The 25,394-nt window shown below is 41.4% G+C and carries 23 protein-coding genes and 4 tRNA genes; 18 read left to right on the top strand and 9 right to left on the bottom strand.

All coding sequences use genetic code 11. The features are described from left to right. Positions 1-76: 76 nt before the first annotated feature. From ACFSJY_RS12465 to ACFSJY_RS12440, 6 genes are all read left to right on the top strand, one after another. Positions 77-152 (top strand) — tRNA-Lys (locus ACFSJY_RS12465). 45 nt (positions 153-197) lie between these two features. Continuing rightward, positions 198-273, top strand: a tRNA-Lys gene (locus ACFSJY_RS12460). 33 nt (positions 274-306) lie between these two features. Next, a tRNA-Lys gene (locus tag ACFSJY_RS12455) sits at positions 307-382 on the top strand. 221 nt (positions 383-603) lie between these two features. Beyond that, complete coding sequence (gene nadA / locus ACFSJY_RS12450; RefSeq protein ID WP_386034717.1) at positions 604-1,644, top strand: quinolinate synthase NadA; 1,041 nt, start codon at positions 604-606, stop codon at positions 1,642-1,644. Positions 1,645-1,887: 243 nt separating this feature from the next. After that, a tRNA-Ser gene (locus ACFSJY_RS12445) sits at positions 1,888-1,975 on the top strand. Positions 1,976-2,237: 262 nt separating this feature from the next. Further along, the gene (locus tag ACFSJY_RS12440) at positions 2,238-2,666 is read left to right on the top strand and encodes a hypothetical protein (protein WP_386034715.1); all 429 of its coding nucleotides are present in this window, start codon (positions 2,238-2,240) and stop codon (positions 2,664-2,666) included. A gap of 87 nt (positions 2,667-2,753) precedes the next feature. Here the strand turns inward: ACFSJY_RS12440 and ACFSJY_RS12435 are convergent, their stop codons facing one another. Beyond that, positions 2,754-3,179 carry a hypothetical protein gene (locus ACFSJY_RS12435; RefSeq protein ID WP_386034714.1) on the bottom strand — a complete coding sequence of 142 codons (426 nt, stop codon included), beginning with the start codon at positions 3,177-3,179 and terminating at the stop codon, positions 2,754-2,756. Between the two features lie 279 nt (positions 3,180-3,458). On the opposite strand from ACFSJY_RS12435, the gene ACFSJY_RS12430 reads away from it, so the two are divergent. The 8 genes from ACFSJY_RS12430 to ACFSJY_RS12395 all read left to right on the top strand — a co-directional run bounded on the left by ACFSJY_RS12430 (position 3,459) and on the right by ACFSJY_RS12395 (position 12,700). Then, the gene (locus tag ACFSJY_RS12430) at positions 3,459-5,489 is read left to right on the top strand and encodes a TonB-dependent receptor (protein ID WP_386034712.1); all 2,031 of its coding nucleotides are present in this window, start codon (positions 3,459-3,461) and stop codon (positions 5,487-5,489) included. Positions 5,490-5,701: 212 nt separating this feature from the next. After that, positions 5,702-6,214 (top strand): hypothetical protein, encoded by a 513-nt coding sequence (locus ACFSJY_RS12425; protein WP_386034710.1) that lies wholly within the window; start codon positions 5,702-5,704, stop codon positions 6,212-6,214. A 185-nt stretch (positions 6,215-6,399) separates the two neighbouring features. After that, a complete protein-coding gene (locus ACFSJY_RS12420) occupies positions 6,400-6,627 on the top strand; it encodes a glutaredoxin family protein (RefSeq protein ID WP_386034708.1) in 228 nt (75 codons plus the stop codon). A 122-nt stretch (positions 6,628-6,749) separates the two neighbouring features. Next, positions 6,750-7,838, top strand: coding sequence for a hypothetical protein (locus ACFSJY_RS12415; protein WP_386034706.1), 1,089 nt, complete (start codon positions 6,750-6,752; stop codon positions 7,836-7,838). 3 nt (positions 7,839-7,841) lie between these two features. Beyond that, a complete protein-coding gene (locus ACFSJY_RS12410) occupies positions 7,842-8,069 on the top strand; it encodes a DUF350 domain-containing protein (RefSeq protein ID WP_386034704.1) in 228 nt (75 codons plus the stop codon). 70 nt (positions 8,070-8,139) lie between these two features. Further along, positions 8,140-10,746, top strand: coding sequence for a DUF3857 domain-containing protein (locus tag ACFSJY_RS12405; protein ID WP_386034702.1), 2,607 nt, complete (start codon positions 8,140-8,142; stop codon positions 10,744-10,746). A gap of 346 nt (positions 10,747-11,092) precedes the next feature. Further along, positions 11,093-11,758 (top strand): PEP-CTERM sorting domain-containing protein, encoded by a 666-nt coding sequence (locus ACFSJY_RS12400; protein WP_386034700.1) that lies wholly within the window; start codon positions 11,093-11,095, stop codon positions 11,756-11,758. Between the two features lie 324 nt (positions 11,759-12,082). Beyond that, entirely contained in the window at positions 12,083-12,700 is a 618-nt protein-coding gene (locus tag ACFSJY_RS12395) for a bifunctional 4-hydroxy-2-oxoglutarate aldolase/2-dehydro-3-deoxy-phosphogluconate aldolase (protein WP_386034698.1), read from the top strand. Between the two features lie 34 nt (positions 12,701-12,734). On the opposite strand, the gene ACFSJY_RS12390 is transcribed toward ACFSJY_RS12395, so the two are convergent. From ACFSJY_RS12390 to ACFSJY_RS12380, 3 genes are all read right to left on the bottom strand, one after another. Then, positions 12,735-13,304, bottom strand: coding sequence for an SOS response-associated peptidase (locus ACFSJY_RS12390; RefSeq protein WP_386034696.1), 570 nt, complete (start codon positions 13,302-13,304; stop codon positions 12,735-12,737). 61 nt (positions 13,305-13,365) lie between these two features. Continuing rightward, complete coding sequence (locus ACFSJY_RS12385; protein WP_386034694.1) at positions 13,366-13,902, bottom strand: DUF6436 domain-containing protein; 537 nt, start codon at positions 13,900-13,902, stop codon at positions 13,366-13,368. Next, positions 13,886-15,352: a methyl-accepting chemotaxis protein gene (locus ACFSJY_RS12380; RefSeq protein WP_386034692.1), complete on the bottom strand. Its 1,467-nt coding sequence runs from the start codon at positions 15,350-15,352 to the stop codon at positions 13,886-13,888. Before ACFSJY_RS12380 ends, ACFSJY_RS12385 begins: the two co-directional genes overlap by 17 nt. Positions 15,353-15,787: 435 nt before the next feature. On the opposite strand from ACFSJY_RS12380, the gene ACFSJY_RS12375 reads away from it, so the two are divergent. From ACFSJY_RS12375 to ACFSJY_RS12365, 3 genes are all read left to right on the top strand, one after another. Then, entirely contained in the window at positions 15,788-18,904 is a 3,117-nt protein-coding gene (locus tag ACFSJY_RS12375; protein ID WP_386034690.1) for an ExeM/NucH family extracellular endonuclease, read from the top strand. Positions 18,905-18,916: 12 nt separating this feature from the next. Continuing rightward, the gene (locus ACFSJY_RS12370) at positions 18,917-19,498 is read left to right on the top strand and encodes a cohesin domain-containing protein (protein ID WP_386034688.1); all 582 of its coding nucleotides are present in this window, start codon (positions 18,917-18,919) and stop codon (positions 19,496-19,498) included. A gap of 131 nt (positions 19,499-19,629) precedes the next feature. After that, complete coding sequence (locus ACFSJY_RS12365) at positions 19,630-20,328, top strand: SIR2 family NAD-dependent protein deacylase (RefSeq protein WP_386034686.1); 699 nt, start codon at positions 19,630-19,632, stop codon at positions 20,326-20,328. A 23-nt stretch (positions 20,329-20,351) separates the two neighbouring features. Here ACFSJY_RS12365 and ACFSJY_RS12360 read toward each other — a convergent pair whose 3' ends face one another. The 5 genes from ACFSJY_RS12360 to ACFSJY_RS12340 form a co-directional block, all read right to left on the bottom strand. Then, on the bottom strand, positions 20,352-20,795 hold the full coding sequence (locus ACFSJY_RS12360) for a GNAT family N-acetyltransferase (RefSeq protein ID WP_386034683.1): 444 nt from the start codon (positions 20,793-20,795) through the stop codon (positions 20,352-20,354). Beyond that, positions 20,792-21,112 carry a putative signal transducing protein gene (locus tag ACFSJY_RS12355; RefSeq protein WP_386034681.1) on the bottom strand — a complete coding sequence of 107 codons (321 nt, stop codon included), beginning with the start codon at positions 21,110-21,112 and terminating at the stop codon, positions 20,792-20,794. The genes ACFSJY_RS12360 and ACFSJY_RS12355 overlap by 4 nt, the downstream gene beginning before the upstream one ends. Positions 21,113-21,137: 25 nt before the next feature. Further along, positions 21,138-21,854, bottom strand: coding sequence for a substrate-binding periplasmic protein (locus tag ACFSJY_RS12350; protein ID WP_386034679.1), 717 nt, complete (start codon positions 21,852-21,854; stop codon positions 21,138-21,140). Between the two features lie 148 nt (positions 21,855-22,002). Beyond that, positions 22,003-22,500, bottom strand: coding sequence for an acetolactate synthase small subunit (gene ilvN / locus ACFSJY_RS12345; protein WP_386034677.1), 498 nt, complete (start codon positions 22,498-22,500; stop codon positions 22,003-22,005). Continuing rightward, positions 22,500-24,224: an acetolactate synthase 3 large subunit gene (locus tag ACFSJY_RS12340; RefSeq protein ID WP_386034675.1), complete on the bottom strand. Its 1,725-nt coding sequence runs from the start codon at positions 24,222-24,224 to the stop codon at positions 22,500-22,502. Before ACFSJY_RS12340 ends, ilvN begins: the two co-directional genes overlap by 1 nt. A gap of 595 nt (positions 24,225-24,819) precedes the next feature. On the opposite strand from ACFSJY_RS12340, the gene ACFSJY_RS12335 reads away from it, so the two are divergent. Beyond that, on the top strand, positions 24,820-25,392 hold the full coding sequence (locus ACFSJY_RS12335) for a DUF4136 domain-containing protein (RefSeq protein WP_386034673.1): 573 nt from the start codon (positions 24,820-24,822) through the stop codon (positions 25,390-25,392). The last annotated feature ends 2 nt before the right edge of the window (positions 25,393-25,394 follow it).

The following is a 25,394-nucleotide window of genomic DNA, read 5'->3' as shown; positions in this document are numbered from 1 at the left end:
TTTGTTGTTGCACTCGAAAAATTTATAAGTATCATATGCGGCGCGTTGAACGAGAGGGCAACGCAAAAACAAATGTCGGTCGTTAGCTCAGTTGGTAGAGCAGTTGGCTTTTAACCAATTTGTCGAAGGTTCAAATCCTTCACGACCGACCACTTCTTTCTACCAGAAGTGTTATTTGTCGAAAGTAGTTTATATATCGGTCGTTAGCTCAGTTGGTAGAGCAGTTGGCTTTTAACCAATTTGTCGAAGGTTCAAATCCTTCACGACCGACCACTTTCTTAAACTACTCAGTAAAAATTTATATATCGGTCGTTAGCTCAGTTGGTAGAGCAGTTGGCTTTTAACCAATTTGTCGAAGGTTCAAATCCTTCACGACCGACCACTTCTTTACAGTGTTCACTACAATCATCTTCTTATACTTTTCAGTCACATTTGAATCTGCGTGTCTAATGTTTTCGTAGTTCTGCTTTTGGATTACATAAATATTTCCGAGTATATGCCTGCTAAATGACATTTGTATGACGCAAAGTACACATTTATTTGGGCTTCGCGTATAATTGCCGCCCAATTTAGTTAGGTTCGATGAATAGAGAAAAGTCGCACATGTCGCAATCAAATTTAGCCGTAGAAATTGATTTTCAGTTCCCTGCCAAACCTCAGCCGTTGTCTCTAGACGAAAAGGTTGAATACAAAGAACGAATCAAGGCACTGCTAAAAGAAAAGAACGCTGTGCTTATTGCGCATTATTACACAGACCCTGAGATTCAAGCATTGGCTGAAGAAACAGGTGGCTGTGTTGCTGATTCACTAGAAATGGCGCGTTTTGGTAATCAACATTCTGCAGAAACATTGATTGTAGCAGGCGTTCGCTTTATGGGTGAGACCGCTAAAGTACTTACCCCTGAAAAAACAGTGGTTATGCCAACGTTGGAAGCGACTTGTTCTCTTGATCTTGGTTGTCCAATTGAACAATTTGATAAGTTTTGTAATGAACATCCTGATCGCACAGTTGTGGTATATGCAAATACATCTACAGCAGTAAAAGCACGTGCTGACTGGATTGTCACATCGTCATGCGCGCTTGAAATTGTTGAGCATTTAGACGAACAAGGTGAGAAAATCTTGTGGGGCCCAGATCGTCATTTAGGTAACTATATCCAGAAGCAAACTGGTGCGGACATGTTGATGTGGCAAGGGGCTTGTATTGTTCATGATGAGTTCAAAACCAAAGCATTAGAAGATATGAAAGCCCTTCATCCTGATGCAGCTGTTTTAGTGCACCCTGAATCGCCGTCAGCCATTGTGGATTTAGCGGATGCTGTAGGCTCAACTAGCCAACTGATTAAAGCGGCGCAAGAAATGCCTAATCAAAAATTTATTGTCGCGACAGACCGCGGTATTTTCTACAAAATGCAGCAACTTTGTCCAGAGAAAGAGTTTTTCGAAGCGCCAACTGCTGGTGAAGGGGCAACATGTAGAAGCTGTGCCCATTGTCCTTGGATGGCAATGAATGGTCTTAAGGCAATAGAAGAAGCGTTGATTGACCCAAGTGGTAAAGAAGTTTTCGTTGATATGGAACTTCGAAAAGGAGCATTGCGCTCAACAAATAGAATGTTGGAGTTCTCAGCATCACTCAAACGCTAGTCAGTTGATGAAAGCGTAACCAGTTGATTCGCAAATCGTAAGAAAGCCTTGCTATAACAAGGCTTTTTTTCTACCATAGCGCAGCTTTTTTAAGCGTAATCAATACGGTGAGGTGTCCGAGTGGGGCCTTACCGTCCGGAAAAAGCGATGCTTTTTCAGGTAAGGGCAGACATTCATGGATGAATGGCTTGGGTGCCGATCATCATGGATGTGTTTATGCCAAGTGATGAAATTGAATATATAGGTGAGGTGTCCGAGTGGCCGAAGGAGCACGCCTGGAAAGTGTGTATACGGAAACGTATCGAGGGTTCGAATCCCTCTCTCACCGCCATATACTAAAACCCCGCTTTTGCGGGGTTTTTCTTTTCTATTCTTTTCCAGCACATTTTTATTAATTCCTCTTTAGTTCTGTATATTGTTCAGCCTACAAGTAGACTAATTACTCCATAGTTTCTCTCGTAACTCTCTAATAAATTACGCATTTCTTATTGCATATTAGGTGAAAATGATTAAATAATGGTCAGTGTGATTTATTCTTGACCAAATTAAAATAACGATAATTAATAAAAAGTGAATTGATAGAGGGAAAGGTTATGGGGAAAGTGAGTTTTGACAATGAAAACTTATTTCGAGCGCTGATATGTGCGCCTGTTGCTGTATTTTTCGCGTTAATGGCGGCTGAATGGGTGATGTCTTCAGGGCCAATAGTACTTAATGTTATATTTGTGGTAATGGCGTTACTGTTTTCATTAACGACGCTAGCTTACTTATCGCATTACACGAACGAGCGATTCGAGGGTAAAGCAGATCCTGTTTGTGAGAATACAAATTTAGGAAAAGCTATTACCAATGTGATATTCACCGTGCTGTTTGTTTCAATAGCGGTCAATACGGTACCTTCGTCAGCACATATCTTCTTTAAAGCGCTAAGTGTAATGTTTGCATTATACTTTTCATTGAGTTTATTGGCTTATTTAGCGTTTTTTACCAATGATTATTTTGCAGAGCAGTTTGAGCACTGATTTCTACGCTGAAATTAAATGAAAAACCCCGTATTAACGGGGTTTTTTATTGCTTGATATCAAAACAAAGGAAATCAGGTTCAAAAGTTAGTTATGTTGCTCTCGTTTTTCTCGTTTGAACGCATGTTTTTGGTCGCGTGCTTGTTGTTTTAGTGCTTTATATTCTGCTAGTTGCTCAGATGATAAGTGATTTGCTAATGACGCATTCAGTGATTCATCAATTTCTTTCATTTTTGCCTTAAGCGCTTTACGGTCTTCTTTACTTAGATTTTTTCGGCCTTTGCCGCGTTCCAAACCAAACTCTGCCATTGTTGCTTTACGCTTGTTTTTTGCATCTTCTAGCAAGGGCTTTATTGCGTCTTTCTGTTCATCAGTAAGCCCGAGCTGTTCGGCAGTTTGTTCAATTTTTTGCTCCATTTTTTGGCGTTTACCTTCGCCGTTTAGTGGCAAAGCAAAGGCGCTATTCCAAATGAAAGTGAGTAGTAGTGTTGATGCTAATAAGGTAAATCTCATAATCTGTTCCTGATAGTAGACATGGCTTTATCATAACGAATTCGTTGTCTTATGCGTCAATTTTTACTTTTCTTTACGGTGAGAGACAACGCGATAAAAATGGAGTTTGCTCTAGCATTAATCCGATAATCAACCATTAACGTAGCGTTATTCGTCGTAACTAGTTTCATCTTTAACGCAAATCCATCATTTCAGTTTTCGATACTTGTAACAGATGTGTATAGTGTTGCCTCAAGCGCGCAACGTGTTGAATGAATATAAAAATACCAAGGAATTACTTTGAATAAGAGCCTACTTGCTGCCGCAATGTTAATTGCTTTTCCTTTAGCAGCCGAAACGCAAAATGAATTGTTTGAGCAAATTACTGTAACGGGTAAGCGTGTACCGTCGACATCACTTGAAAATACACAAAGTATTGGCGTGATAAACGCTGATCAATTAGACCTAATCAAGCATGAGCATGTTAATCAGTCACTCACTCGAATCGCAGGGGCTTGGGTTAGTCGTGGTAATGGTCAAGAACATTTAACCGCGCTTCGTTCTCCTGTGTTAACTGGAGCTGGTGGTTGTGGTGCTTTTTTCATGGCGCAAGATGGTATCTCATTGAGAGCACCAGGCTTTTGTAACGCCAATCAATTGTTTGATGCGAATACCGAGCAAGCAGCGCAAATAGAAGTGCTAAAAGGGCCTGCAAGCACACTTTATGGTTCTAATGCCGTTCACGGTGTCATTAATGTTTTGACGCCTTCGCCTGCCGATGGTGTTCAGCCACTTATCGAGCTGACGGGCGGTCCTCATGACTACATTAATGGGCAGTTTGTGGCAGGCGTTTCTGGTGAAGAGCATAGCTTTGCTTTATATGGCAATGGCACAACCGATGGCGGTTATAAAGATGACAGTGGATTTGACCAGCAAAAGTTAAATTTTATTCATCAATATCAAGCTGACAATTGGTCGATAAAGTCGGTTGTATCAGGTAGTAACCTTAATCAAGAAACGGCGGGTTTTATTACGGGATTTGAAGCTTACAAAGACGAAAGCCTGAAAAAAGATAACCCCAATCCCGAAGCGTTTCGAGACAGTGAGTCGCTGCGCGCCTATAGCCAAATACTCTATCAAGTAGCAGACAACCAATCGCTGCAAGTTACACCATATTTTCGCTCTACCGAGATGACATTCCTTCAACATTTCCTTCCTTGGAAAGCTCTTGAAGAGAACGAACAGCAAAGCGTTGGCGTTCAGGCGCAATATGTTATCCAGCAAGATAGCCTTAACTGGTTAGTGGGGCTCGATATCGACGTTACGGAAGGCAAGTTAAGAGAAACGCAAGCTGAACCCTTCTCTGCCACAATCCCAGCAGGAGAACACTACGATTACGAAGTAGATGCAACAGTGTATTCTCCGTTTGCAAAAGTTGAATGGCTCGCCAATGAACAGCTCACATTGACTGCAGGTCTTCGTTATGACGCAACAGAGTATGACTACAACAATAACCTAACAGACGGCAGTGCGTGTGCGCCAGAGGTTGAGAACTGTCGTTTTATGCGACCTAGTGATCAAACAGTAGATTATGACGAAGTCTCATACCAGTTGGGCGCTAACTTTCGACTGGACGACAATTTAGGTTTTTTTGGCCAATGGTCTACGGGCTATCGTGCGCCGCAAGCCACTGAGCTTTTCAGGCTGCAAGCGGGGCAACAAGTGGCAGATCTTGATGCTGAAAATATTGAATCACTTGAACTCGGGATTCGCGGCAGTTCTAACACACAGTTTTTTGAAGTATCAGCATTTGCGATGGAAAAAGAGAACTTTATTTTCCAAGACGCTAACCGACAGAATATCAGTGATGGTGAAACCACACATTACGGCGTAGAGTTCAGTGTTCATCAATCACTGCCAACTAATTTCTATGTTACAGTAAATGGCACAATTGCTAACCATCGTTATGACTCAGAACTTACTTTAAGTCGTGAAAATATAAAGGGTAATGAAATAGATACCGCGCCACAGCACATGGGCAGTGCACAACTGGGTTGGAACAACAAGAACGGACAACAAGTAGAGCTAGAATGGGTACATATGGGTAACTACTATATAAACCCTGAAAATACCGCAAAGTATGAAGGGCACGACTTGTTCAACCTGCGAGCGAGCTATGACGTTACACCGCAACTTCGAGCTAGCGTGCGTGTATTGAATATCACCGATAAAGATTACGCAGAACGCGCTGATTTCGGTTTTGGTAGTTACCGTTACTTTGTAGGCGAGCCAAGGTCTGTGTTTGTGTCGGTTAGGTATCTGTTTGATTAGAGTAATGTGCGTTGAAAAAGTGAATCTGACCACTTTTATTCTGCGTAGGTAAGCATAAAAATGATTGGTCTGGACTTTGCTGCAAGGCTCTAGATGATTAAACCCCAAAAGTGGTTAATAGTACAAAATGGGTCGGTCCAAAATATTGATATGAAAAGCTCAAGTGAAACGCTAAATTATGGCGTTTCGCTTTTCAAAGAAAAATATATTACGTGAAAATATTAACCTTTTTTTATTATACCGGGTTTGAGATCTTTAAAAAAAACTCGCCTCAGAAAGAACCGCATCGTGAGGCCTTAAAAGATATAACTTTTCCTTTAGCTATATTTTTTACCGTGCTGTCGTTACTTGTTTTTTTTGTTACGGGTCTTTGGGCCTATATTCTTAGTATCTGGCATCCTGAATATGTAAAAGGTGGGAAATACAATCCTTTAGCCCCGTCATCCGTATTATTTTTAATATGTTGGTTTGTTACTGCAAAAACCTTAAAGCTGTATTTTCAAAGTATTCCTATACAAACCGAAATATTGGCTTATTATCGCAGTGGTAATAGACAAAGTAACAAATATGAAACACATGGTAGGTTGCTTTGGGTTTATTTTTTAGCTGCGCCAATTATAACTGGAATGCTTGGTTATTACTTTGGGCTTTATGGATTAACTCCATTAGTATTATCACTAATTGCAATAGAAGTTTGGATAAGAAAAGAGTTTAAAAACAAATAAAAGAAAAATAAAAGCCGTCAGAGTCAAATTAAATGGTTTATGCGGGGTGTATAGACCATATTTTATGAGTGGACTTAATGCTTTTTCCTTTTAGCCTAATTTTATTAACACCAAAAGCGCACTTGCTGTAAAATCCGGGTGTTAACCATTTCTACATAACCATTCCGTTACAGCGAGATTAATTAATGAAACGCGTTGTTTTGTATATTTCTGATAAATGCCCACATTGTCGGGACGCCCAAAAATACCTCGACAGTAACGGTATTAAATACCGTCTGACCAATGCCAAAATGCAACGTGGCAGGAAAGAGCTTGATGCCATTGGTGCAAGATCATTACCTGTCCTTAAAATTGGCAATGATATTATGATTGGCTGGAACGTTAAAAACTTTAAAAAGTTATACGGTGGCTAGCAACTGTCGTTAGTTTTCGCTTCATAATTTGTTCATTGTCGTAAATAAGTTAGCGCTCGATATTTGTAACAATTCTGTTAACATCAACGTGGTAGTTAGAATAAAAATAACAATTGCAGTAGATGTTGAAACGGATTTTCTCTTTTCTTTGGGCAGTATTCCTGCTTTTTCTTTTTGTGGTAAGCGATGATATTCGCAACCCTAGCACACCTGATAACCCCACGTTTAGCTCTATCAGTCAATTAATTAGCGAGCAGCAATTTGACAAAGCGCTTGCTGAAATTGAATTTCAATTAAAGCAACTGCCGCCGATGGGCGATGCGACAGAGGACAAAGTGTGGTTGTTAAACCAAAAGGCTGAAGTTCATGCTCGCAGTTATCATTTTCATTATGCAATTCAAGCGCTTGAACAGGCAAATACCTTAAAGCCCAACAATCGCAATGTAGAGCGAATGCAACGTTGGCAGCAGCAAATAGAGCGCCAGCAATCTGAACGTACGTTATACCAAAGTTATCGGCCAGGGTTAGACAATGGTATGTCTCGAACACTCAGAAATAAAGTGCATATCGTCTACGTATACATCGACGATGGCTACAATAAAAAGTGGACAGGTAAACGCCGGTTAGCCAATAAAGTGTCTATCGATCAAGTGACTCAATGGTATCAACGTGAAGCGCAGAAATATGGCATAGCACCGCCAGAATTTAATGTTCGATATTTTCTGATTCATTCACCACGTGGCATTGAAAAGCACATGCTCAGAACGCGGGCTACGTTTGGTGAGCTCACCAACTTATTGTTAAAGCATACACAGCATTCAGATATCAGCAGTTTCACACGTTCTATTCGCGGGCGCGGTAATAATGACAGCGTCGCGTTAGTTTTTCATAGTAATTATCAAGACAGATCTTATGCGTCGCGATGTCATAGTGCTGATGTGGCAGTAGGGTGCCACTATGAATACGCAATGTTGACAGAAGATGTATCCCGTAAAAAGTTTGCTTGGGTAATACCTCAAGTTCAGGCGCATGAAATTTTACATCTGTTTGGCGCAGCCGATCTTTACAATATTTCTGACGCAAAAGATTACGCCGTTACTGATGTGATGAACTATTTCAGCAGTAATTTAACCTATTCAACCATAGAGCCGATAACGGCTTGGGCTATTGGCTGGCAGCCAAAGCCTGTCACCCCTTTTAGTGTGGAGTAAAAAATGGAAGTTACCTTGTTTAATCAAAGCGTTACTTTAATGCTTATCAACTTAGCATATGCCGTATTGAGTTTATTTATTGGTGTTGTATCGCTAGTCCTTATTGATAAGTTTGTTTTTAAAGACATTGATTTTATGGAAGAAATAAAGAAAGGAAATATGGCGGTTGCTGTTTTCCAGTCTGTCATTTTGCTGTTTATCGGCATCGTAGTTTCGTCAGCGATGTCATAACGGTCAACGCACGAAGACAAGCAGTAGTGGATTACCAAGCCATGCATGGCTAAAGGGAGATAAAAATTAAATGAGAAGTATATTGATAGTGTTAGTGTTGCTTGCTCAAAGCGCGCTGGCACAAGATTATACAATCGCTGAAAAGCCGAGTTGGGTGAGCGATAAAGAGTACGATAGCAGAACAAAAACAAGCCAAAGTGACCAAGATATTAGTTTTATACTGCATGAGAATCAATTTAATGTAGCTTCTCAGCAGGAACGATTTGTTCGCCAAGTTTACTCGATAAATTCGCTTGCTGGGCTGTCAAATTTCACCCATCTGAATATTGATTTTGACCCCAGTTATGAATCGGTTGTAATTCATAAACTTGATGTTCATGGGGCGACAGGAGTAACGAATCAGCTTAATTCGCGCGTGATTAGGAGCTTTAGCCTAGAGAACCAGTTAGAAGAGAATATTTATACGGGACAGCAGCGTATTAATATTTTACTTGAGCAATTAAGAGTGGGCGACCAAGTACATGTTGAATATTCTATAGTTGGTCAAAACCCGATTTTTAAAGGCTATTTCTTTAAGGAATTGGCGCTTAAATTACCTGTGTTTGCACACAAAATTCACTATAGAGTGTTGAGTGAGCGAAACTACCAGTCAAAACTTCACAATGAACCTACCGCGCTGATACACCAAAAAATCAGTGCAAATGAAAGTGTATGGTTAGTTGAAAATGCAGAAGGTTACGTTGAAGAGGAGAATGTGCCTCAAGACGAGTTTATGTCACCTTGGCTGCAAATTTCAGAGTTTTCGTCTTGGAAGGAAGTGAGAGATTGGGCAAACGAGTTATTTGTTGACGGGAAAACTCTTGGTGGCTTTGAGAAGGCTGACTATGACAAGCAGATCATGGATTGGTACAACAATGTTAACGGTACGCAGTTACGAGGCGCAGAAATTAACATTGATAAACTGTTGTTTTCAGTTAGAAATCACTTGCGATATACCATGAACGCGCAAGGCGTTCACAGCCATTTAGCGCATTCACCTACCGCCATTGTGAACAGAGGGTACGGAGACTGTAAAGACAAGGTCAACATGATTCTTGCTCATGAGAATAGTTCTTTTAAACAACGTGCGTTTCCTGTTTTGGTCAATACAAAGCTTGGAAATAAGTTAAATGGGTGGCTGCCAACACCTTCTGCATTTGATCATGCAATTGTTTTGTATCAAACCTATGACGATAAAGAAGTGTGGATTGATCCAACAATCACGACATATATTGAAAATATTCAAAATCAAACACAACCAGATTATGGCTATGCTTTGATCCTGCAATCTGAAGTAGATGACCTTTACCCAATGTTCTATGAGCCTTCGCCAGAGAGACATATGCAGGTGAAGGAAACCGTTGATTTAACCGAGAAGTTAGATGGTAACGTTTATATTGATGTTGAACTTACCTTGATGTCTTTTGGTGCGGATTATGTTCGCAATATGCTGATCTACGATAAAGAAGCGTTGGACAATGATCTCCTTGGAAATTATCAGCAGCTATACCCTGAAATTAAGTTAGTTGATGACTTCACTTACGAGTTAGACAACTATTCGCAGCAGGTTGTCGTCAAGGGACGTCTATATGCAAAACCAGGCGAAATATGGCGGGCTTCGGAAACGCAAAGAGCGGTTCAACTAGCACCTATGTATTTGTCGCCGCACATACCGAGTGACTTCATTAACAGTGAGAGAACGCTGCCGTTTTATGTACCTGCGCCACTCAAATTTTCGCAACACACAAAAGTTATTTTCCCTTTTCCTATTAAAGACAAGTTACCCACTCACAAAGTGGAGGGGAAGACGTTTTCTTATCAACAATTGTTTACCGTAACAAATAACGAAGTAGACATTAATTTGAGTTATTACGCTAAGGAATACACGGTTTATCCAAGTGAGTTCAGCGCTTTCAATGAGGAGTTAAAATCACTTAAAGACACGATTGGTATGCGTTATTTCATTACTTACCCAGGTATAGAAAAGGAGAGCGATGAATCGTTTACAACAGAAAAATACGCCTCGTTGATGAAAAATGGCGTTGGGTTCAAGCTTAATTGGAGCCTTTTTATCATGAGCTTTTTAGCGTCAATAGGCATGATTTTGGGGATCAAAAAGCTTAGTCAAAAGCCGTTTAAAGGCCAATTTGAAATTGATGAATACAAGCAAGGATTCCAAGGGGCATTATTTTTTGTAGCTATTTTATTAGGTATTGGTTGCTTGCTGACTATTGTTATAGACGTACGTGTATTACCACTGTTTAACCAAAGTGTATGGGCGATGTTTATGGATGAGACGAATGACATGTATCATGAGCTATGGAGTGCATACTTGCCATTGTGGGTAATGGCTGAGTTGTTTATTTTGTACTGCACATTGACCTTTACCTATTTGTTTTTCAAAAAGCGTTATAGCGCCATAAGACTGTTTTTAATATTACAGGTAACTAAACTATGTATGTTTGCTATTGCTTATTTTCTCGCCATAGAAATAGAGCAGAGTAGTGTTGTTTCGAATGAATTGACGAAGATGATAGTTTTTCCATCTGATACCGTTATTCTTTTCGCTGCCATTCAACTTGCATTGCTCATTTATTTCGCTAGTTCAAAGCAAGTGAAAAATACCTTAGTTAGATAATACCAAGGGAGGTATCACCTCCCTTTATTTTCTTTGTATCGTTATGAATACAGTACGATTTAAACGCTATTGGCAGCCCGTATTTTATAAGTTATCTCGTACTTCAAAAAGCCTAGAAGCACCTTTCTGTTTATTCACCAATAATATGCCGTCAGCAATGTCTTAATAAGATTACGTGTGATGTTTGATTTTTAAACATGTGTTGTAAATATATTTTACACATCAGTTTGGGTGACGAATTAATTTTTTCTAATGCATTGATAATTATGAATATATTAATGTTGGCCTTTTGCTTGCTGTAGCCGGTTGAAAATAGATAACAACAACATCAAGGTATTGAAAATAAATGAAGAAAACGTTGTTTGCATTCGCGATTTTCGTAGTCACAGCTTTCATTCAGTCTGCACACGCTACGATGATCCAAATTGACTATGAAATCGATTTTACCGGCCATGAAGACAATAGCCATATAACTTGGGTAAATGGTGCTCCTGCGGGATATGACGACCAAGCGTTAATTGATTACTACCTAGATGGTACATTTACCCTAAGTGTTCTCTATAACACAGAGCGCTCGGGTTTAATGGCATTTAGCAACGGCACTCGTCGTGATACGGCAAACTGGGCAGAAATTCTATATACGGATATCGACTTATCTCAGTCTAATGGCGGCACGAATTACAACGTGTTTGGCAATGTAACGTCAAACAAAGGGCAAACGATCAGGCTTTGGACAGCTTTAAGCAACCAATTCGATTTTACCTTTGACGTCATCAACATAGAAGATCTTCAAGTTGGCGATGTAAGCGTTTATGGGAGCTTGGATAATATTGTTGGTGAGTTTCTCCGCAGCTACGGCGGTAACTCAAATAGTGCTGTTGACTATTCAGAAGCAAGTTCACGATATGCTTTAACCGCAACCATTACTAATATCACGCAAGTGCCAGAGCCTTCTACGTTAGCCATTTTAGCTCTCGGATTCATTGGTTTAGCGCGCAGAAAAGCGAAGTAAGCCCAAAGTATTTAAAAGAAGGCCTGTCGTTTTTCGTCAGGCCTTTTTTATTTCTTATGGTTACGATAGGTTGTTTAAGCGTTTTCAAGTTGTACATGCGCAATCGGAGAGACACTTCAACCAATAACCGCCTGAGCAATTTCAAGTATGTCGTCGTTTTATTAAGTAGAGGAATCTGTTTACAGGCACCTTCGCTCCTTTAAACAAGAGCTTTGATATTGCTATAAATGCTTTCAGAATTGTGGTGTAGTTAGTTAATCTTTATGAAACATTTTTTGAATCTGGTTTATGCTCCCAAAACACAATAAGTTTTCAAGAAATACTGTGGTCTCCAAGATAGTGGAGCATGGTGTAGTGCTTATCGTTCGATTAGGTACGTTTGAAGATATTGCCGCTGTTGTTAAAGAGGCGGTCGATAGTGGTATCCAAGCTATTGAGATTACCAGTAATACGCCAGGTTACTTAAGCGGTATAAAAGAAAGCAAGCTAGCTTACCCAAATGTACTCATTGGTGCTGGCACGGTTGTAGATTGCGACATCGCTCAACAAGCGATAGACGCGGGCGCTGACTTTTTAGTAACGCCTAATACGTCGCAACATATTGTAGAGCTTGCCCACAGCAATGACATTCCTGTGCTGATGGGGGCGTTAACACCAACAGAAATTGCTGATGCTTTAGGCTTTGGTGCTGACATTATTAAACTTTTCCCTAGCAGCGCATTGGGATCAAATTACCTGAAGTCTCTCGTGAATGGACCATTTAATGAAGCAAGATTCTTTCCGGTAGGCGGGGTAAGTGAGAGCAATATACAGGAGTGGCTGGAGGCTGGTGCAGCTGGTGTGGGGATTGGAGGAAGTATTGTTCGACCTCTGCTTACAGATAAAGAACGCTATGATTTTTCAGAGCGCTGCAAAGCGATATTAGCTAAAGTTAGTCTATAAAAACTCTCGCGCTAGTCGTTTATTGAGCAGCCGTTTATGAACACTTTACTGCTTTGAGCGTTTTCTCTTGCGTGTTACTCATTAAGTGAATGAGCGAATGGCTTGGCGTATCAAACCAGTCTGCTATATTTTCCGGTTGAACAATGACAGGTATTCGATGATGTATATCGGCACAATGACCGGTTGGTTTTGCTGTCAGTGTAACAAGCTGAGGATGTTCAGGGTTATATAAAATACCCGCCATAAACATTGGCGATTCATCCAAGCGAGATATTTCGTATTTTTGTTTTTTGTCTCCTTCAGCCTTCCATTCAAACCAACTATTTACTGGGACTAGACAGCGGCTATGATCGAATGCGTCGCGAAATGTCGGTTTGATATCAACTGTTTCTGATTGCGCGTTAATTAATAACTTATTTGACCAATCGGGTTTAATTCCCCAGCTTGCGTCAACTTGTTGAAATCCAGCAGGTGGTCGAATAACCGTTGAAACTGTGTTTGTGGGACGCAAATCAGGATTCGATAGGGTGGAAAATTCGATCCCTAACATGCTGCTAATGAATTGACAGACAGCATCATCAATAACATTCATACGACCACACATTTTAGGGATCCTTCACTTGTAGAGCTATGTATGTAGAACGAGGTAAAGCGCTGTTTAATCACTATGCGCAATAACAGCCACTTGCTTGTCGCATAATTATCTCATCTTTATAGCCTTTTTGCGCGTTCTCAAAAACAGTTTGTGCAAATCCAGAGGTTTCTGAGCAAGAGACACCTTGGCCATATGGCCCAAAATAGAGAAGTTTTCCGCTTTCGATAATGGCTACAGCAGGGGATGAGGGAACAATAGTCTCTGTGTCTTCAAGTTCTACCGTGTTGACAGAGAAACCATGAGATTCGGCTAATTTTGCAAGGCTTTGTACATGTGTTGCCGTTACACGGTTGCAGTGACAGTCATTTCGTTGAAAATGAATCACTTGGTTTTCCGGAGTATCAACCGGCGAGCCAACTAAACCGATTAGTTGCTGCTGAAGTGCGTTAGGTGTGATTTCGGTAAGCTTATTTTCCCCATCAAACTCTACTAGCTGATCATCAACCAAAACAGCAAACGCCATAATGGTGAAAATCAGCCAAATACTACATATCGCAATTTGAAGTGTTGTTACCCCTGATGCTGTTTGGTTACTTGAATTTCGCAATACTTGATTCCAAGTTTTGGGCAACTTCTCCTATCGCTGTTGCTTCCATAGCCAGTTGATCGATTTTTTGCATATCAGACTGTACTGTCGCGCTCAGTGTTTCAGTACTTTGTGCAATTCCGTCGGTTGTTGTCGCTTGCTGTTCAACCGCAGCAGCAACATTCACAGATATCGCACTCGCTTGCTCAACTAACTCACTGGCTTCCGCAATTTGTTCTCGCGCTTTGTCTGTGGTTTCAATAACTCCCTGAACCACGTCGATGCTTTGTGTCATAGATTCAGTCGTTGAACGGGAATAGCTTTGCAGCAAAGCAAGTGTTTCACCAATTTTATCTGTACTTTCTTTTGTTCGGTTGGCTAGGGCACGAACTTCATCTGCAACAACAGCAAAGCCGCGGCCTTGTTCGCCTGCTCGCGCTGCTTCGATCGCGGCATTTAAAGCTAAAAGATTGGTTTGATCGGCAATACCTGTAATTTCTGAAAGAACTGTTGAGATGGCGTCTGTAGAGTTAGCAAGTTCAGTGACTTGTGCACTTGTGTTCTCAAGTGCTTGGGTTAATGCTTCGTTCTGACGGTTGATTTCCAAAATGTCGTCATTCGTCGACTTGGTAAATTCATTAGCGTTTTGCATTTGATCGCTTAGTTGATTGGTTTCCTTGGCGATGGACGCAACAGTAACAGCCATTTGTTCCGCAGATGTGGCAATAACTTCTGTTTCAAGCTGTCGTTCAGTTGATGAGGCTTCCAGTTCGGATTTTGCCGTAATCAAATTGTTTGCGTTAGTGTTTAGCTCTTGCACTTGGTGCTTCACCCCTGTTATCAATGAATCTAAGAGGTCAAGCAAGTTGTTGAATGACATCAATGTTTCGTTTCCATTTGCGTCAGTCTTAAGCTGCAAATCAATGCCGTCATCTTCATGGGTAAGGGCATAAGCAACACGCGAAAGCTCTTCACCCGTGTTGCTATCTTGTTTCATCTGGTTCGCCATATAACCCGCAATGCATGCTTCAGTAAGCGCATATACCGCGTGAATGATGACCGTAGTAAACATCAATCTGTCTTCATCAAAAATATATACACCAACCTGATTCACTTGCATGAAGTAAAAGCTGAGATGGTGCACCGCTACTATCGCAATGGCCGTGACAAAGACTCGCCAGTCTTTAAAAATAATTAAGAACGCCATCAAAATGAAGATTTCAAAGTGGACTTCGATCAGTCCGTAGGTTTGGTGAATATGCAGGCATGCAAAGATCATTGCCGACATGGCGGCAATATGTCGCGTTAACGCAGCATTTGGCGCAGTGCTAAAAAAATATAACGGTACGAGTAAAGCGGGTAAACCGATGATGAAAGCGGCTGCAAAAGTCTTGTAAATGAACGCTAATGCAATGCTTTCAATAAATAGAGCGATAAATAGATAGTTAAATAGTTTTACGTTATTGCCCATCGTTATCTCTACCTCAGAAATTAAGGGTTAGACATTGAGGTCATCTCCATTTGCCCCCTTGTCTATTTACTATAGACGCAATTTTTATAAACGCTCACTAACACTGTGATATTCAACAAATTAAAGTGCTGATTTCTGGGGGAGATGGTTTTTCTTACTTGTGGCTCCCTAAATTTAACTTCTTAGCTTCTGACTAAAAGGTAAGTTTTTTTCTTTTTATTCGAGAAGGCTTCGTTATACAGGCCAAGCATGACCTTTGTTAATAATGGGTTAAGAAGATATCTCTATATTTGCTAAAAAACTGATTAACATCTGTCCAATCGGTCAAAAATAATCTATTCTTCATCCCGCTTTAACAAAAATTTAACAAAAAGCTATCACACTTGTGGTGATTTAAGATCCACAACGATCCTATATGAGGGAGTTAAGACAGTTATGTTAGGTGCAAATAACAACAAAGGGTTTACTTTTAACCCAATAAAAACAGTGCTTTTAGCTGCTTTTTCTTCAGCTGCAATGATGCCTACAGCCATAGCGGAAGAAACCGTTTGGCAAGAAGATTTCAATGCTGCTGAAATACAAAACAAAGGCGCGGTAAATAGTACTATAGATATGCTAGATGTGACCAAATGGTCAATTGATGTCTCCGGTGCATCATTAACGGCGGACTCTGACTGGTTCAAAGTGACCAATGCAACATTTGAAGCGCGTGATGTCGATGGTCCATCAGTTTGGCAGACAGAAGACATCGATATTTCAACGTTTAATGATGTCGTTTTTTCATTAGTCATCACAGAAGACGGTACTCATGAAAGCGATGATTTTGCTGACGTCGAATACGCTATTGATGGCGGTGAATTTGTTCGCGTAGAAAACTGGCAAGCGCTTGGCAGCGACGATCATACGCTGATAGATGACTTTGGCTCCGTAACCGTGAGTCAAGCTATTCCGCAAGGCAACAGCTTAGTAATCCGTGTAACACTGAACAATGGTGCTGGCAGTGAGTACATCCGATTTGATGATGTTACTGTCACGGCCAATGCTTCAACAGGCGGCGAAGATGGTGGTGATAATGGTGGTGAAACACCTTCAGGCGCAGACTTAATTATTTCTGAGTACGTTGAAGGCAGTGGCTTTAACAAAGCGATTGAATTATACAACCCCACATCTGACGCCATTAACTTGTCCGGTTATCAGTTTAAGTTGTACTCAAACGGCAATACGTCTGCAACGGGTACATTGAACTTGAACGGTGAAATTTTACCAGGCGATGTACTTGTTATAGGTAGTAGTCAAATTGCTTCCGATAGCGAATTGTTAGCATATGTAGACCTACAAGACAGCGCGATCAATTTTAACGGTGACGATTATTTTGAAATCGTAAAAGCTGGGCAGGTAGTTGATTCCTTTGGTCAAAAGGGCGTGCGCTCTTCATGGGGTTCAAATAAAACACTTGTTCGCAAATCTACGGTGGCGCAAGGTGATACTATCGTTGATGATACATTTGATACAAGTGTTGAGTGGGATGAATATCCATCTGATACATTCACTTTCTTGGGTAGCCATAACAGTGATGGGAACGGTGGAGACAATGGCGGAGACAACGGTGGTGATCCAACGCCTGTTGATATCGGCCAATGTGGTGATACCGCAACGTTGATCAGTGCCATCCAAGGTCCTAGTGATGCATCGCCTTATGTTGGTCAGCAACATATCATCGAGGGTGTTGTTACTAATGTAGTGCCTGGGCTGTCAGGCTTCTTTATGCAAGAAGAGGAAGGTGATGTTGATGCTGATGCGACGACATCAGAAGGTATTTTCGTTTACATCAATAATCAAACGGCAGCGCCTCAAGTTGGCCAGGTAATGCGTGTTCGTGGTGACGTAAGTGAATTCTACAATCGCACTCAACTTTCATTGACCGATACAGCAATAGACTGCGGACAAGGTGAGGCAGTGGAAGCTGTTACGCTAACATTACCTGTAGACGCATTATCAAACCTTGAGTCTTTAGAGGGGATGTACGTCAGTTTCCCACAAGCATTATCAGTAACTGACACATACAACTTGGCTCGTTACGGCCAGATGCAAGTTTCAAATGGTCGATTATTGAAGCCAACCAATGTGTTTGCGCCTAATAGCGCTCAAGCGATAGCAATGGCAGATCAAAACGCGCGTAACCGTATTTTGATTGATGACATGAATAGTCAACAAAACCCTGATGTAGTGCCATATCCAGCACCTCAGTTATCTTACAATAATACTGTTCGACTGGGTGACCAAGTTACTGGTTTAGCTGGTAGTCTTGATTTTGCATTTAGCAACTATCAGGTATACCCAGTATCTGCGCCAACATTTACATCAACTAATCCTCGTACACCATTATCTATGGACGTGGCAGCTGGCGATGTTACCGTGGCAAGCTTTAACGTACTTAACTTCTTTAATGGTGATGGACAAGGCGCTGGCTTCCCAACTTCACGTGGCGCAGACACATTTGAAGAGTTTGAGCGTCAGCAAGCAAAAATTGTCGCAGCGTTGAGCGAAATCAATGCAGATGTTGTTGGTTTGATGGAAATTGAAAACGATGGCTTTGGTGCTGAATCTGCTATTGCAGAGTTGACAGATTTGTTAAATCAAGCACTAGGGCAAAACACCTATGCTTATGTGAATATGGAAACAGCTGGCATTGGTTCTGACGACATTACCGTAGGGTTGCTTTACAAGCCTGCAAAAGTTTCATTGGCAGGCAGCGCGGTAACAACGAACAACTCGCCATTTGATTTTGGTAATCGCCAACCACTTGTGCAGTCGTTCACTGACGTAGCGACTGGTGAACAGTTTACGGTAGCAGTTAATCACTTTAAATCGAAAGGAAGCTGTGGAAGTGCATCGGGCAATAATGCTGACTTAGGTGACGGTCAAGGTTGTTGGAATGAGCTGCGTACGCAAGCTGCGAGCGCGTTAACGTCATGGTTAAGCACGTATCCTACCGGCGTAGAAGATGACGATATACTCATTATTGGTGATTTAAATGCCTACGGTATGGAAGATCCAATCACGACTATTGTAGGTGCTGGCTACCAAAACTTGCTATCAACGTTTGCGGGTCCTACCGCATACACTTACGCTTTTGGTGGTGAAATGGGTTACCTAGACCATGCTTTAGCGTCTACATCTCTAGCTACTCAAATCAACTCTGCAACAGCATGGCATATTAATGCCGATGAGCCGCGTGCCTTCGATTACAACGTAGAGTTTAAGTCGACAGATCAACTAACCGATTACTATGGCAGTGATGCTTATCGTGCATCAGACCACGATCCAGTTGTTGTATCGATGTCTCTGAGCAGTGCTATAGAAGCCTTGTTAGGTGACTTAGACGGAGACGAAGACGTTGATATGAATGACATCCGTGTATTGGTAACACTTATTTATACTAACCAAACCGATGTTAACGAACATGATTTTAACAATGACGGCGCAGTAAATATTTCTGACGCGCGCGCTTTAATGCAACGCTGCACTCGTGCAGGCTGTGCTACGGAATAAACAGGAATAACAATGAAAAAATTACTTATGACTTTAGGCTTGATGCTGTCTTTAAATGCGCAAGCAACACTATTATCACTCAATATCGATGAGCAACTGTACAATGTTGGCGACACAGTAACCGCTGAAATTGTCGTGTCAGATATCGAACTTGTAGCAGGGTTTCAACGCGAAGTCGCAGGCTTCAACTTAAACCTAGATTTCGACAATACGTTATTGTCGCTTGCAGGTATCTCATTTGGTAACCAGCTTGACCAAAATGCAGGGATGAGTATTCAAACGAGTTTCGATTTGGGTACTAGTGCTTTTATAAGCGAATTGTCTTTTTTACCTGGCTTTGTTTTAGCATTTGAACAATCTTTATTGTCATCATTTGTATTGGCAACAGTGTCGTTTGAGGTGCTAGCCGAGGGTCAAGCAAATTTTGGCTTTTCGAACGTTGCTTTGACGGACAGCACAAGCGCATCTTTCAATGGTTTACAAACACAGGGTAGCTCTTTAACACTGGGCAACACTGTGCAAGTACCTGCGCCAACAACATTATTGTTAGCGTTACTTCCCGCAGCGTTTTTAGTTAGACGCACTAGGCAGTAGCGTTTAGCTACTGCCCTTGAAACCATTATGGTTTAGCCCCAGCATGTAGGGGCTTTTTTTTGTCCTAAATAAAGTACCTCAATTGAAGCGGTATCGAGTAGAATCAAAAGATGAAGAAAACTGGGGGCGTTATGAAAAAAGTTGTTGTGTTGAGCGGCGCAGGAATGAGTGCTGAAAGTGGTTTACAAACATTCCGGGATGCTGACGGCCTATGGGAGGGGCATGATGTGATGACTGTAGCCTCAGTAGAGGGTTGGCAGGCAAATCCTAGCTTAGTGCTCGACTTTTATAATCAGCGGCGAGCCCAGTTGCTTGAGGTTGAACCAAACGCGGGACATCAATTATTAGTTGAGCTACAGCGCATATATAACGTTACTGTCGTGACTCAAAACGTTGACGACTTGCATGAAAGAGCCGGAAGCAAAGATGTTATTCATCTTCATGGTGAACTGCTTAAATCACAAAGCAGTGCAGATTCAACGCTTGTCTACAATTGCCAAACTGATATCAATCTTGGTGACTTGTGCGATTTAGGCAGCCAAATAAGACCTGCTATCGTCTGGTTTGGCGAAATGGTACCTATGCTAGAAGTGGCTATTCCGGAAGTAATCGACGCTGATGCCATAATCATCGTGGGTACATCTATGCAGGTATACCCAGCGGCAAGTCTAGCGCAATATGCATCACCTGGGTGCCCAATTTATTATGTTGATAAACGCCCTGCGGTAAATGAAGCAGTGAGTGTATTGGATGATTTAACGGTTATTGCAGAACCTGCATCGTCTGGTTTGGTTAAAGTTAAACAGCTATTGGCTGAGCACTTTAGCTAATTTTGCAGAAGCGCTTTAGAGGCTTATTGCAAGTTTAGCTGCAAGGCAACCAACGATGCTTGGTAACGCTGATAGGTTTTGAATCTTCCGGTTAGTTCTGTGGTTAAATTGCTAGGTAAGATTGGCTCAAAGCCAAGAGCATGATAGAACCCTGCCAACGCTGCATCACAGAAGCAAGTGATATCTTTAATGTCTGGTTCTTCAGAAACTTGCTGCAGTGCGTAGCGTGTTAAGTGATGTCCAACTCCTTTGTGTTGATGATTGGTTGCAACGACTAGCCCATGTAAGAGTAGGTGAGGACTATTTTTAAAAAGTCGGCTAGTAATAACACAGGCGATTAGAGAACCGGAAAGATAGGCTGCAAAAACGCGATCATATCCTTTTAATGTTGCCCGATATTTTTGTGCTTTGTAAAAAGGTTGCCATAGCTTTTTATCATTACACTCAAGGAAAGTAACACCATTCATGAGTTGTTGATTGCGGGCGCAGGGTACTGACAATGCCAACAAAATTCAAAGGAAGGATCGTTAGGCTCTTTGCATTGTTGGCAGAACCAATCGGAATCACCTTGGCGTTGTTGTGCCTCTTTCACCAAGTGTTGCGCAATAGAAAACTGGTTTTCGTCGATCACCCATATCTCTGCCCAAGTATCAAATACTGGTAACTCGCCCATACCACCACTGGCGAATTCATTTTTAAGTAATACCTCGATGCGGTGTTGCTCAAGAATATTTTTCATATTGGTGACAATCATGAGGTTTTCGTGACTAAAAACGAGTTCCATGCCTATCTCTCCCTCATACTACTCATCAGTCAGCAATATAAACTAGCTCTTCTGCTTGTTGAACCATTTGGCTAAGTTCACCTGTGCGCTTTAACTCAGTGATAACTCTGTTAAGTTGTAGACCGATGTCCTGATGTTTCTTATTCAAATAGACATATAAATTATGGGTCGCTAAATTACTGTGCGCAACGACAATACCGTTTTCTTTGGTATTCTTCTGCACGTATGGCATACCGTCAGCTAGGTTAGTTAAGGCTACGTCTATTTTGCCAGCAGCTAAATCTTGGAAAAGTTTAGCTGTATTTGGGCTGTCATAGACGCGTACAAGTCCTTTGGTGATATCTATAGTGTGCTGGACCCCTGCAACCTTACCTACTTTGTAATTTGACAAGTTATAGGTTGAACGTATTTTTATGTCACTGTCTACACGAATAAACGCGGCCGTGCGCAACTGGTAGTAGGGTGTCATTACCCGCTCAACATTTCTGTTGTTTTCGCCATAAGAGTGAATACGCATTATTTCGCCATCTACGCGGCCTGAGATCGCATCGACTAGTGCTCTATTGGCGGGTAGTGGCTGCACAGAAATTGATACTGGAATGCGGGCAAAAAGTTGTGGTACCACAATGCGAGCTATTTCTTGTTCTTTTAGAGAATCAATAGATGCCATGGTTAAGTCAGATGCTTTTGCTGGTAAGGTAACTATCAGTAAACAAAGGAGTCCAGCCCAAATTGATTTCATTGCGTATCGTCCTATTAACATCTTGTTTTATGATTGGTTTTTAGTATAGCGAATAAAGTTTAGTTACAAAGTAAAGACTTTGTCTTAATTTGTAATCTGCATAAAAAAGCCACCAGTAAAGGTGGCTTTTTACGCGGTGTCACTTGTGCTAAACGCGAAGCGCTTTTTCACCCCGCGCAATGCCTACTGTGCCAGAGCGAACAGATTCAATGACTTCTGTTTCATTCGACACTGCGTCAATAAATGCATTGAGCTTATCTGCATCACCGGTTAATTGAACTGTGTATACCTGCTTTCCGATATCAATAATTGATCCTCTGAAAATATCAGTAATGCGCTTTACCTCAGTGCGTGATTTGTCATTCATGGCTAACAGCTTAATGAGTAGCAATTCTCTCTCAACATGGCTTCGCTCTGTTAAGTCAGTGATTTTGATCACATCTACCAACTTGTTTACCTGCTTAACAATTTGCTCAAGTACCTTGTCGTCACCCGTTGTTGCGATAGTGATACGCGACAGGCTGGTGTCTTCAGTTGGGGCAACGGTTAGGCTTTCAATATTGAAAGCACGTTGAGAGAAAAGACCTACAATGCGCGACAAACTTCCTGGCTCGTTTTCCAATAAAATAGCTAATATACGACGCATTATGCTTTTTCTCCTTTTCTAATCCACATGTCGTCTACTGCGCCATGGCGCACTTGCATCGGATAAACATGCTCTGTCTCGTCTACCAATACATCAACAAATACCAGTCGATTGCGAATGCTGAACGCTTCCTTCATTTTTTCTTGTAACTCATTAACATGGTTGATTTGAATACCTACATGGCCATAAGACTCCGCCAATTTTACAAAGTCAGGCAGTGATTCCATGTAAGAGGAGGAGTGACGACCACCATAGATCATGTCTTGCCACTGTCGAACCATCCCCAACGAGCGATTGTTGAGCGACACGATAACGACAGGAAGGTTATATTGCAGACAAGTTGATAATTCTTGTATGTTCATTTGAATGGAACCATCACCGGTTATACAGATAACGTGCGCGTCAGGAAAAGCAATCTTTGCCCCCATCGCTGCAGGTAAGCCAAAACCCATGGTGCCCAAGCCGCCTGAATTGATCCATTGCCTTGGTTTAGCAAATGGATAGTACTGCGCAGCAAACATTTGATGTTGGCCTACATCTGAACAAACATAGGCTTCGCCATTTGTATATTCATACATAGCTTCCACAACTTGCTGCGGCTTAATTTTTACATCATCTTTTTGGTAGCTGAAGCTGTTTAGCTTTCGCCACTCATTTATTTCTGCCCACCACGAATCTAAGTTCGCTTGATCTGGCTGGTAGTCTGTTGCATCGAGCTCTTCTAGCAGTTGTTGCATCACTTTATCGACTAAACCAACCACGGGAACGTGTGCATTTATCGTTTTAGAAATCGAAGTAGGGTCAATATCTACATGAATAATCGTTGCATCTGGGCAGAACTTTTTGACGTTGTTAGTAACGCGATCATCAAACCGTGCGCCCAAGGCTAATATTACATCGGCATTTGCCATCGCTTTGTTTGCTTCTACACTGCCGTGCATGCCAAGCATGCCAATAAAATTAGGATGAAGCCCCGAAATGCCGCCCAATCCCATTAACGTGTTGGTGATTGGGGCATTTAGTCTCTCAACCAGTTTGGTTAATAACTCTGATGCATCCGCTAAAACGATACCGCCCCCCGTATAAACCACCAACTTTTTCGCTTCTTTGATGGTTTTCACTGCTTTTTTAATCTGTTTAGGATGACCTTTTGCCGATGGGTTATAAGAGCGCATTTTGACATCTGTTTCGATATGAAATTCGCCTTTGTTTTGCGGTATCAACATATCTTTAGGTAGCTCTACTACAACGGGGCCAGGTCGCCCTGTTTTTGCTAAATAGAATGCTTTGGCAATGATATTAGGAATATCTTCAAGTCGGCGACAATTGTAGCTGTGTTTCACAATAGGGCGAGAGCAGCCGATGATGTCAGTCTCTTGGAACGCATCGTCACCAATCATACTCGTGGCTACCTGACCTGCTAGCACAACCATAGGGATTGAATCCATGTATGCTGTAGCAATACCTGTAACACAGTTGGTTGCACCAGGGCCTGACGTGGCAAGCACAACCCCAACTTCACCTGTGGCACGCGTATAACCATCTGCCATGTGTGTGGCTGCTTGTTCGTGTCGGACAAGAATGTGTTCTACATCTTCTTGATTGAAGATAGCATCGTAAATATCCAATACGGAGCCACCTGGGTAGCCAAAGATATATTTTACCTTTAACGCGGATAGTGCTTTTACCACCATTTCTGCGCCGGTATATAATTCCGTTGTCATGATTAGCCCTTAAAATTCCTAACTATTAATTCGAAAATAAAAAACCCCCGGTCTTTTCAGAGCGGGGGTTTTATTGGTTCTTAACTTACTTTTTCTTAAACACAGCACCAACCCCGCAGAGATTTGACAATCACCACGACCACGAGCACGACGTTGAGGTTTAAAACTGTGTTCATTTGTTTATTCTTTTCGTTTGAGTTGCTTAAGTTTTAAGGGGTTTAGCAAAGCATGTCAACCTTTAAATACAAAGTTAACTAAAATATAAAATTCCAAAAAACCATAAGTATTGACATTGGTACCAATATTCTAGGTTTGAATTTGAATTCACATTTTTTACATGAACTACTTTTATCTTTATTAATTATTGTTTTTCTGTTGTAAATCGTTAATTAATTTAAATTTATCTCGTTTCTTAGCGCCAAAACACCTATATTGATTGAGTGAACTAGGCCAAGGTTATATTCGTTTTAGAAATAGCCAGTATAGGTATTGTGAAGCTGATAGTCGGCATCACAATTTGTAACAGACCGGTAAATTAAAATAGCTTATGCTCGGTCTATATTTGAAGAGTTGATAATTTCACAGGGGTAAAGTGATGAACAAGTCCAGATTATTTTCGATAGTCGCGTTATTTTCTATCATCGTCGGTTGTGCATCGACAAGCGCACCTAAAGTTGATTTTGACAAGAATGAACAGGTCAACACATCACAATACAAAACATTTGCGTGGTTAAAAGAAACGAAAATTTTAGCGGCGCCGGCTGACATGAATCCGGTGATGAAAATACGTATTGATGATGCTATCGAGGCTGCATTCACTGCCAAAGGTTATCAACTAGTTGACGCTCCTGAGAAAGCTGACTTTGCTATTAGCTATACGGTAGGTAGTCGAGACAAAATCAAAGTAGATTCTTTCCCAACTGCCTATAGAACTGGTTTTGGATGGGGCCATGGTTACTACGGCCCTCACTATGGGGTAGCTTATGGTACTGAAACGCGTGTACGTTCATATACTGAAGGAAAGCTTGCAGTAGACGTATTTGATGTAGCCAGTAAACAACCAGCTTGGCACGGTGTTGCAGTTAAGCGCGTGCGAGAGTCCGACAAAGAAGATCCAAAAGCAACGATCAAGTTAATCGTCGACTCGGTTGTATCGCAATTCTACTAAGA

The sequence above is a fragment of the Thalassotalea euphylliae genome (assembly GCF_042682785.1).
Classification (GTDB): Bacteria; Pseudomonadota; Gammaproteobacteria; order Enterobacterales; family Alteromonadaceae; genus Thalassotalea_F; species Thalassotalea_F euphylliae.
Note: the sequence above shows the minus strand (reverse complement) of the source record. Positions and strands in the feature narration are given on the sequence as shown.

Excerpts from the sequence above, each read along its gene's own strand:
- ACFSJY_RS12420 (WP_386034708.1), top strand. The coding sequence starts at position 6,400 with ATGAAACGCGTTGTTTTGTATATTTCTGATAAATGCCCACATTGTCGG.
- ACFSJY_RS12355 (WP_386034681.1), bottom strand. The coding sequence starts at position 21,112 with ATGGAACTCGTTTTTAGTCACGAAAACCTCATGATTGTCACCAATATG.
- ACFSJY_RS12370 (WP_386034688.1), top strand. The coding sequence starts at position 18,917 with ATGAAAAAATTACTTATGACTTTAGGCTTGATGCTGTCTTTAAATGCG.
- ACFSJY_RS12410 (WP_386034704.1), top strand. The coding sequence starts at position 7,842 with ATGGAAGTTACCTTGTTTAATCAAAGCGTTACTTTAATGCTTATCAAC.
- ACFSJY_RS12400 (WP_386034700.1), top strand. The coding sequence starts at position 11,093 with ATGAAGAAAACGTTGTTTGCATTCGCGATTTTCGTAGTCACAGCTTTC.
- ACFSJY_RS12390 (WP_386034696.1), bottom strand. The coding sequence starts at position 13,304 with ATGTGTGGTCGTATGAATGTTATTGATGATGCTGTCTGTCAATTCATT.
- ACFSJY_RS12365 (WP_386034686.1), top strand. The coding sequence starts at position 19,630 with ATGAAAAAAGTTGTTGTGTTGAGCGGCGCAGGAATGAGTGCTGAAAGT.
- ilvN (WP_386034677.1), bottom strand. The coding sequence starts at position 22,500 with ATGCGTCGTATATTAGCTATTTTATTGGAAAACGAGCCAGGAAGTTTG.
- ACFSJY_RS12415 (WP_386034706.1), top strand. The coding sequence starts at position 6,750 with ATGTTGAAACGGATTTTCTCTTTTCTTTGGGCAGTATTCCTGCTTTTT.
- ACFSJY_RS12435 (WP_386034714.1), bottom strand. The coding sequence starts at position 3,179 with ATGAGATTTACCTTATTAGCATCAACACTACTACTCACTTTCATTTGG.
- ACFSJY_RS12335 (WP_386034673.1), top strand. The coding sequence starts at position 24,820 with ATGAACAAGTCCAGATTATTTTCGATAGTCGCGTTATTTTCTATCATC.
- ACFSJY_RS12340 (WP_386034675.1), bottom strand. The coding sequence starts at position 24,224 with ATGACAACGGAATTATATACCGGCGCAGAAATGGTGGTAAAAGCACTA.
- nadA (WP_386034717.1), top strand. The coding sequence starts at position 604 with ATGTCGCAATCAAATTTAGCCGTAGAAATTGATTTTCAGTTCCCTGCC.
- ACFSJY_RS12375 (WP_386034690.1), top strand. The coding sequence starts at position 15,788 with ATGTTAGGTGCAAATAACAACAAAGGGTTTACTTTTAACCCAATAAAA.
- ACFSJY_RS12405 (WP_386034702.1), top strand. The coding sequence starts at position 8,140 with ATGAGAAGTATATTGATAGTGTTAGTGTTGCTTGCTCAAAGCGCGCTG.
- ACFSJY_RS12350 (WP_386034679.1), bottom strand. The coding sequence starts at position 21,854 with ATGAAATCAATTTGGGCTGGACTCCTTTGTTTACTGATAGTTACCTTA.
- ACFSJY_RS12360 (WP_386034683.1), bottom strand. The coding sequence starts at position 20,795 with ATGAATGGTGTTACTTTCCTTGAGTGTAATGATAAAAAGCTATGGCAA.
- ACFSJY_RS12440 (WP_386034715.1), top strand. The coding sequence starts at position 2,238 with ATGGGGAAAGTGAGTTTTGACAATGAAAACTTATTTCGAGCGCTGATA.
- ACFSJY_RS12380 (WP_386034692.1), bottom strand. The coding sequence starts at position 15,352 with ATGGGCAATAACGTAAAACTATTTAACTATCTATTTATCGCTCTATTT.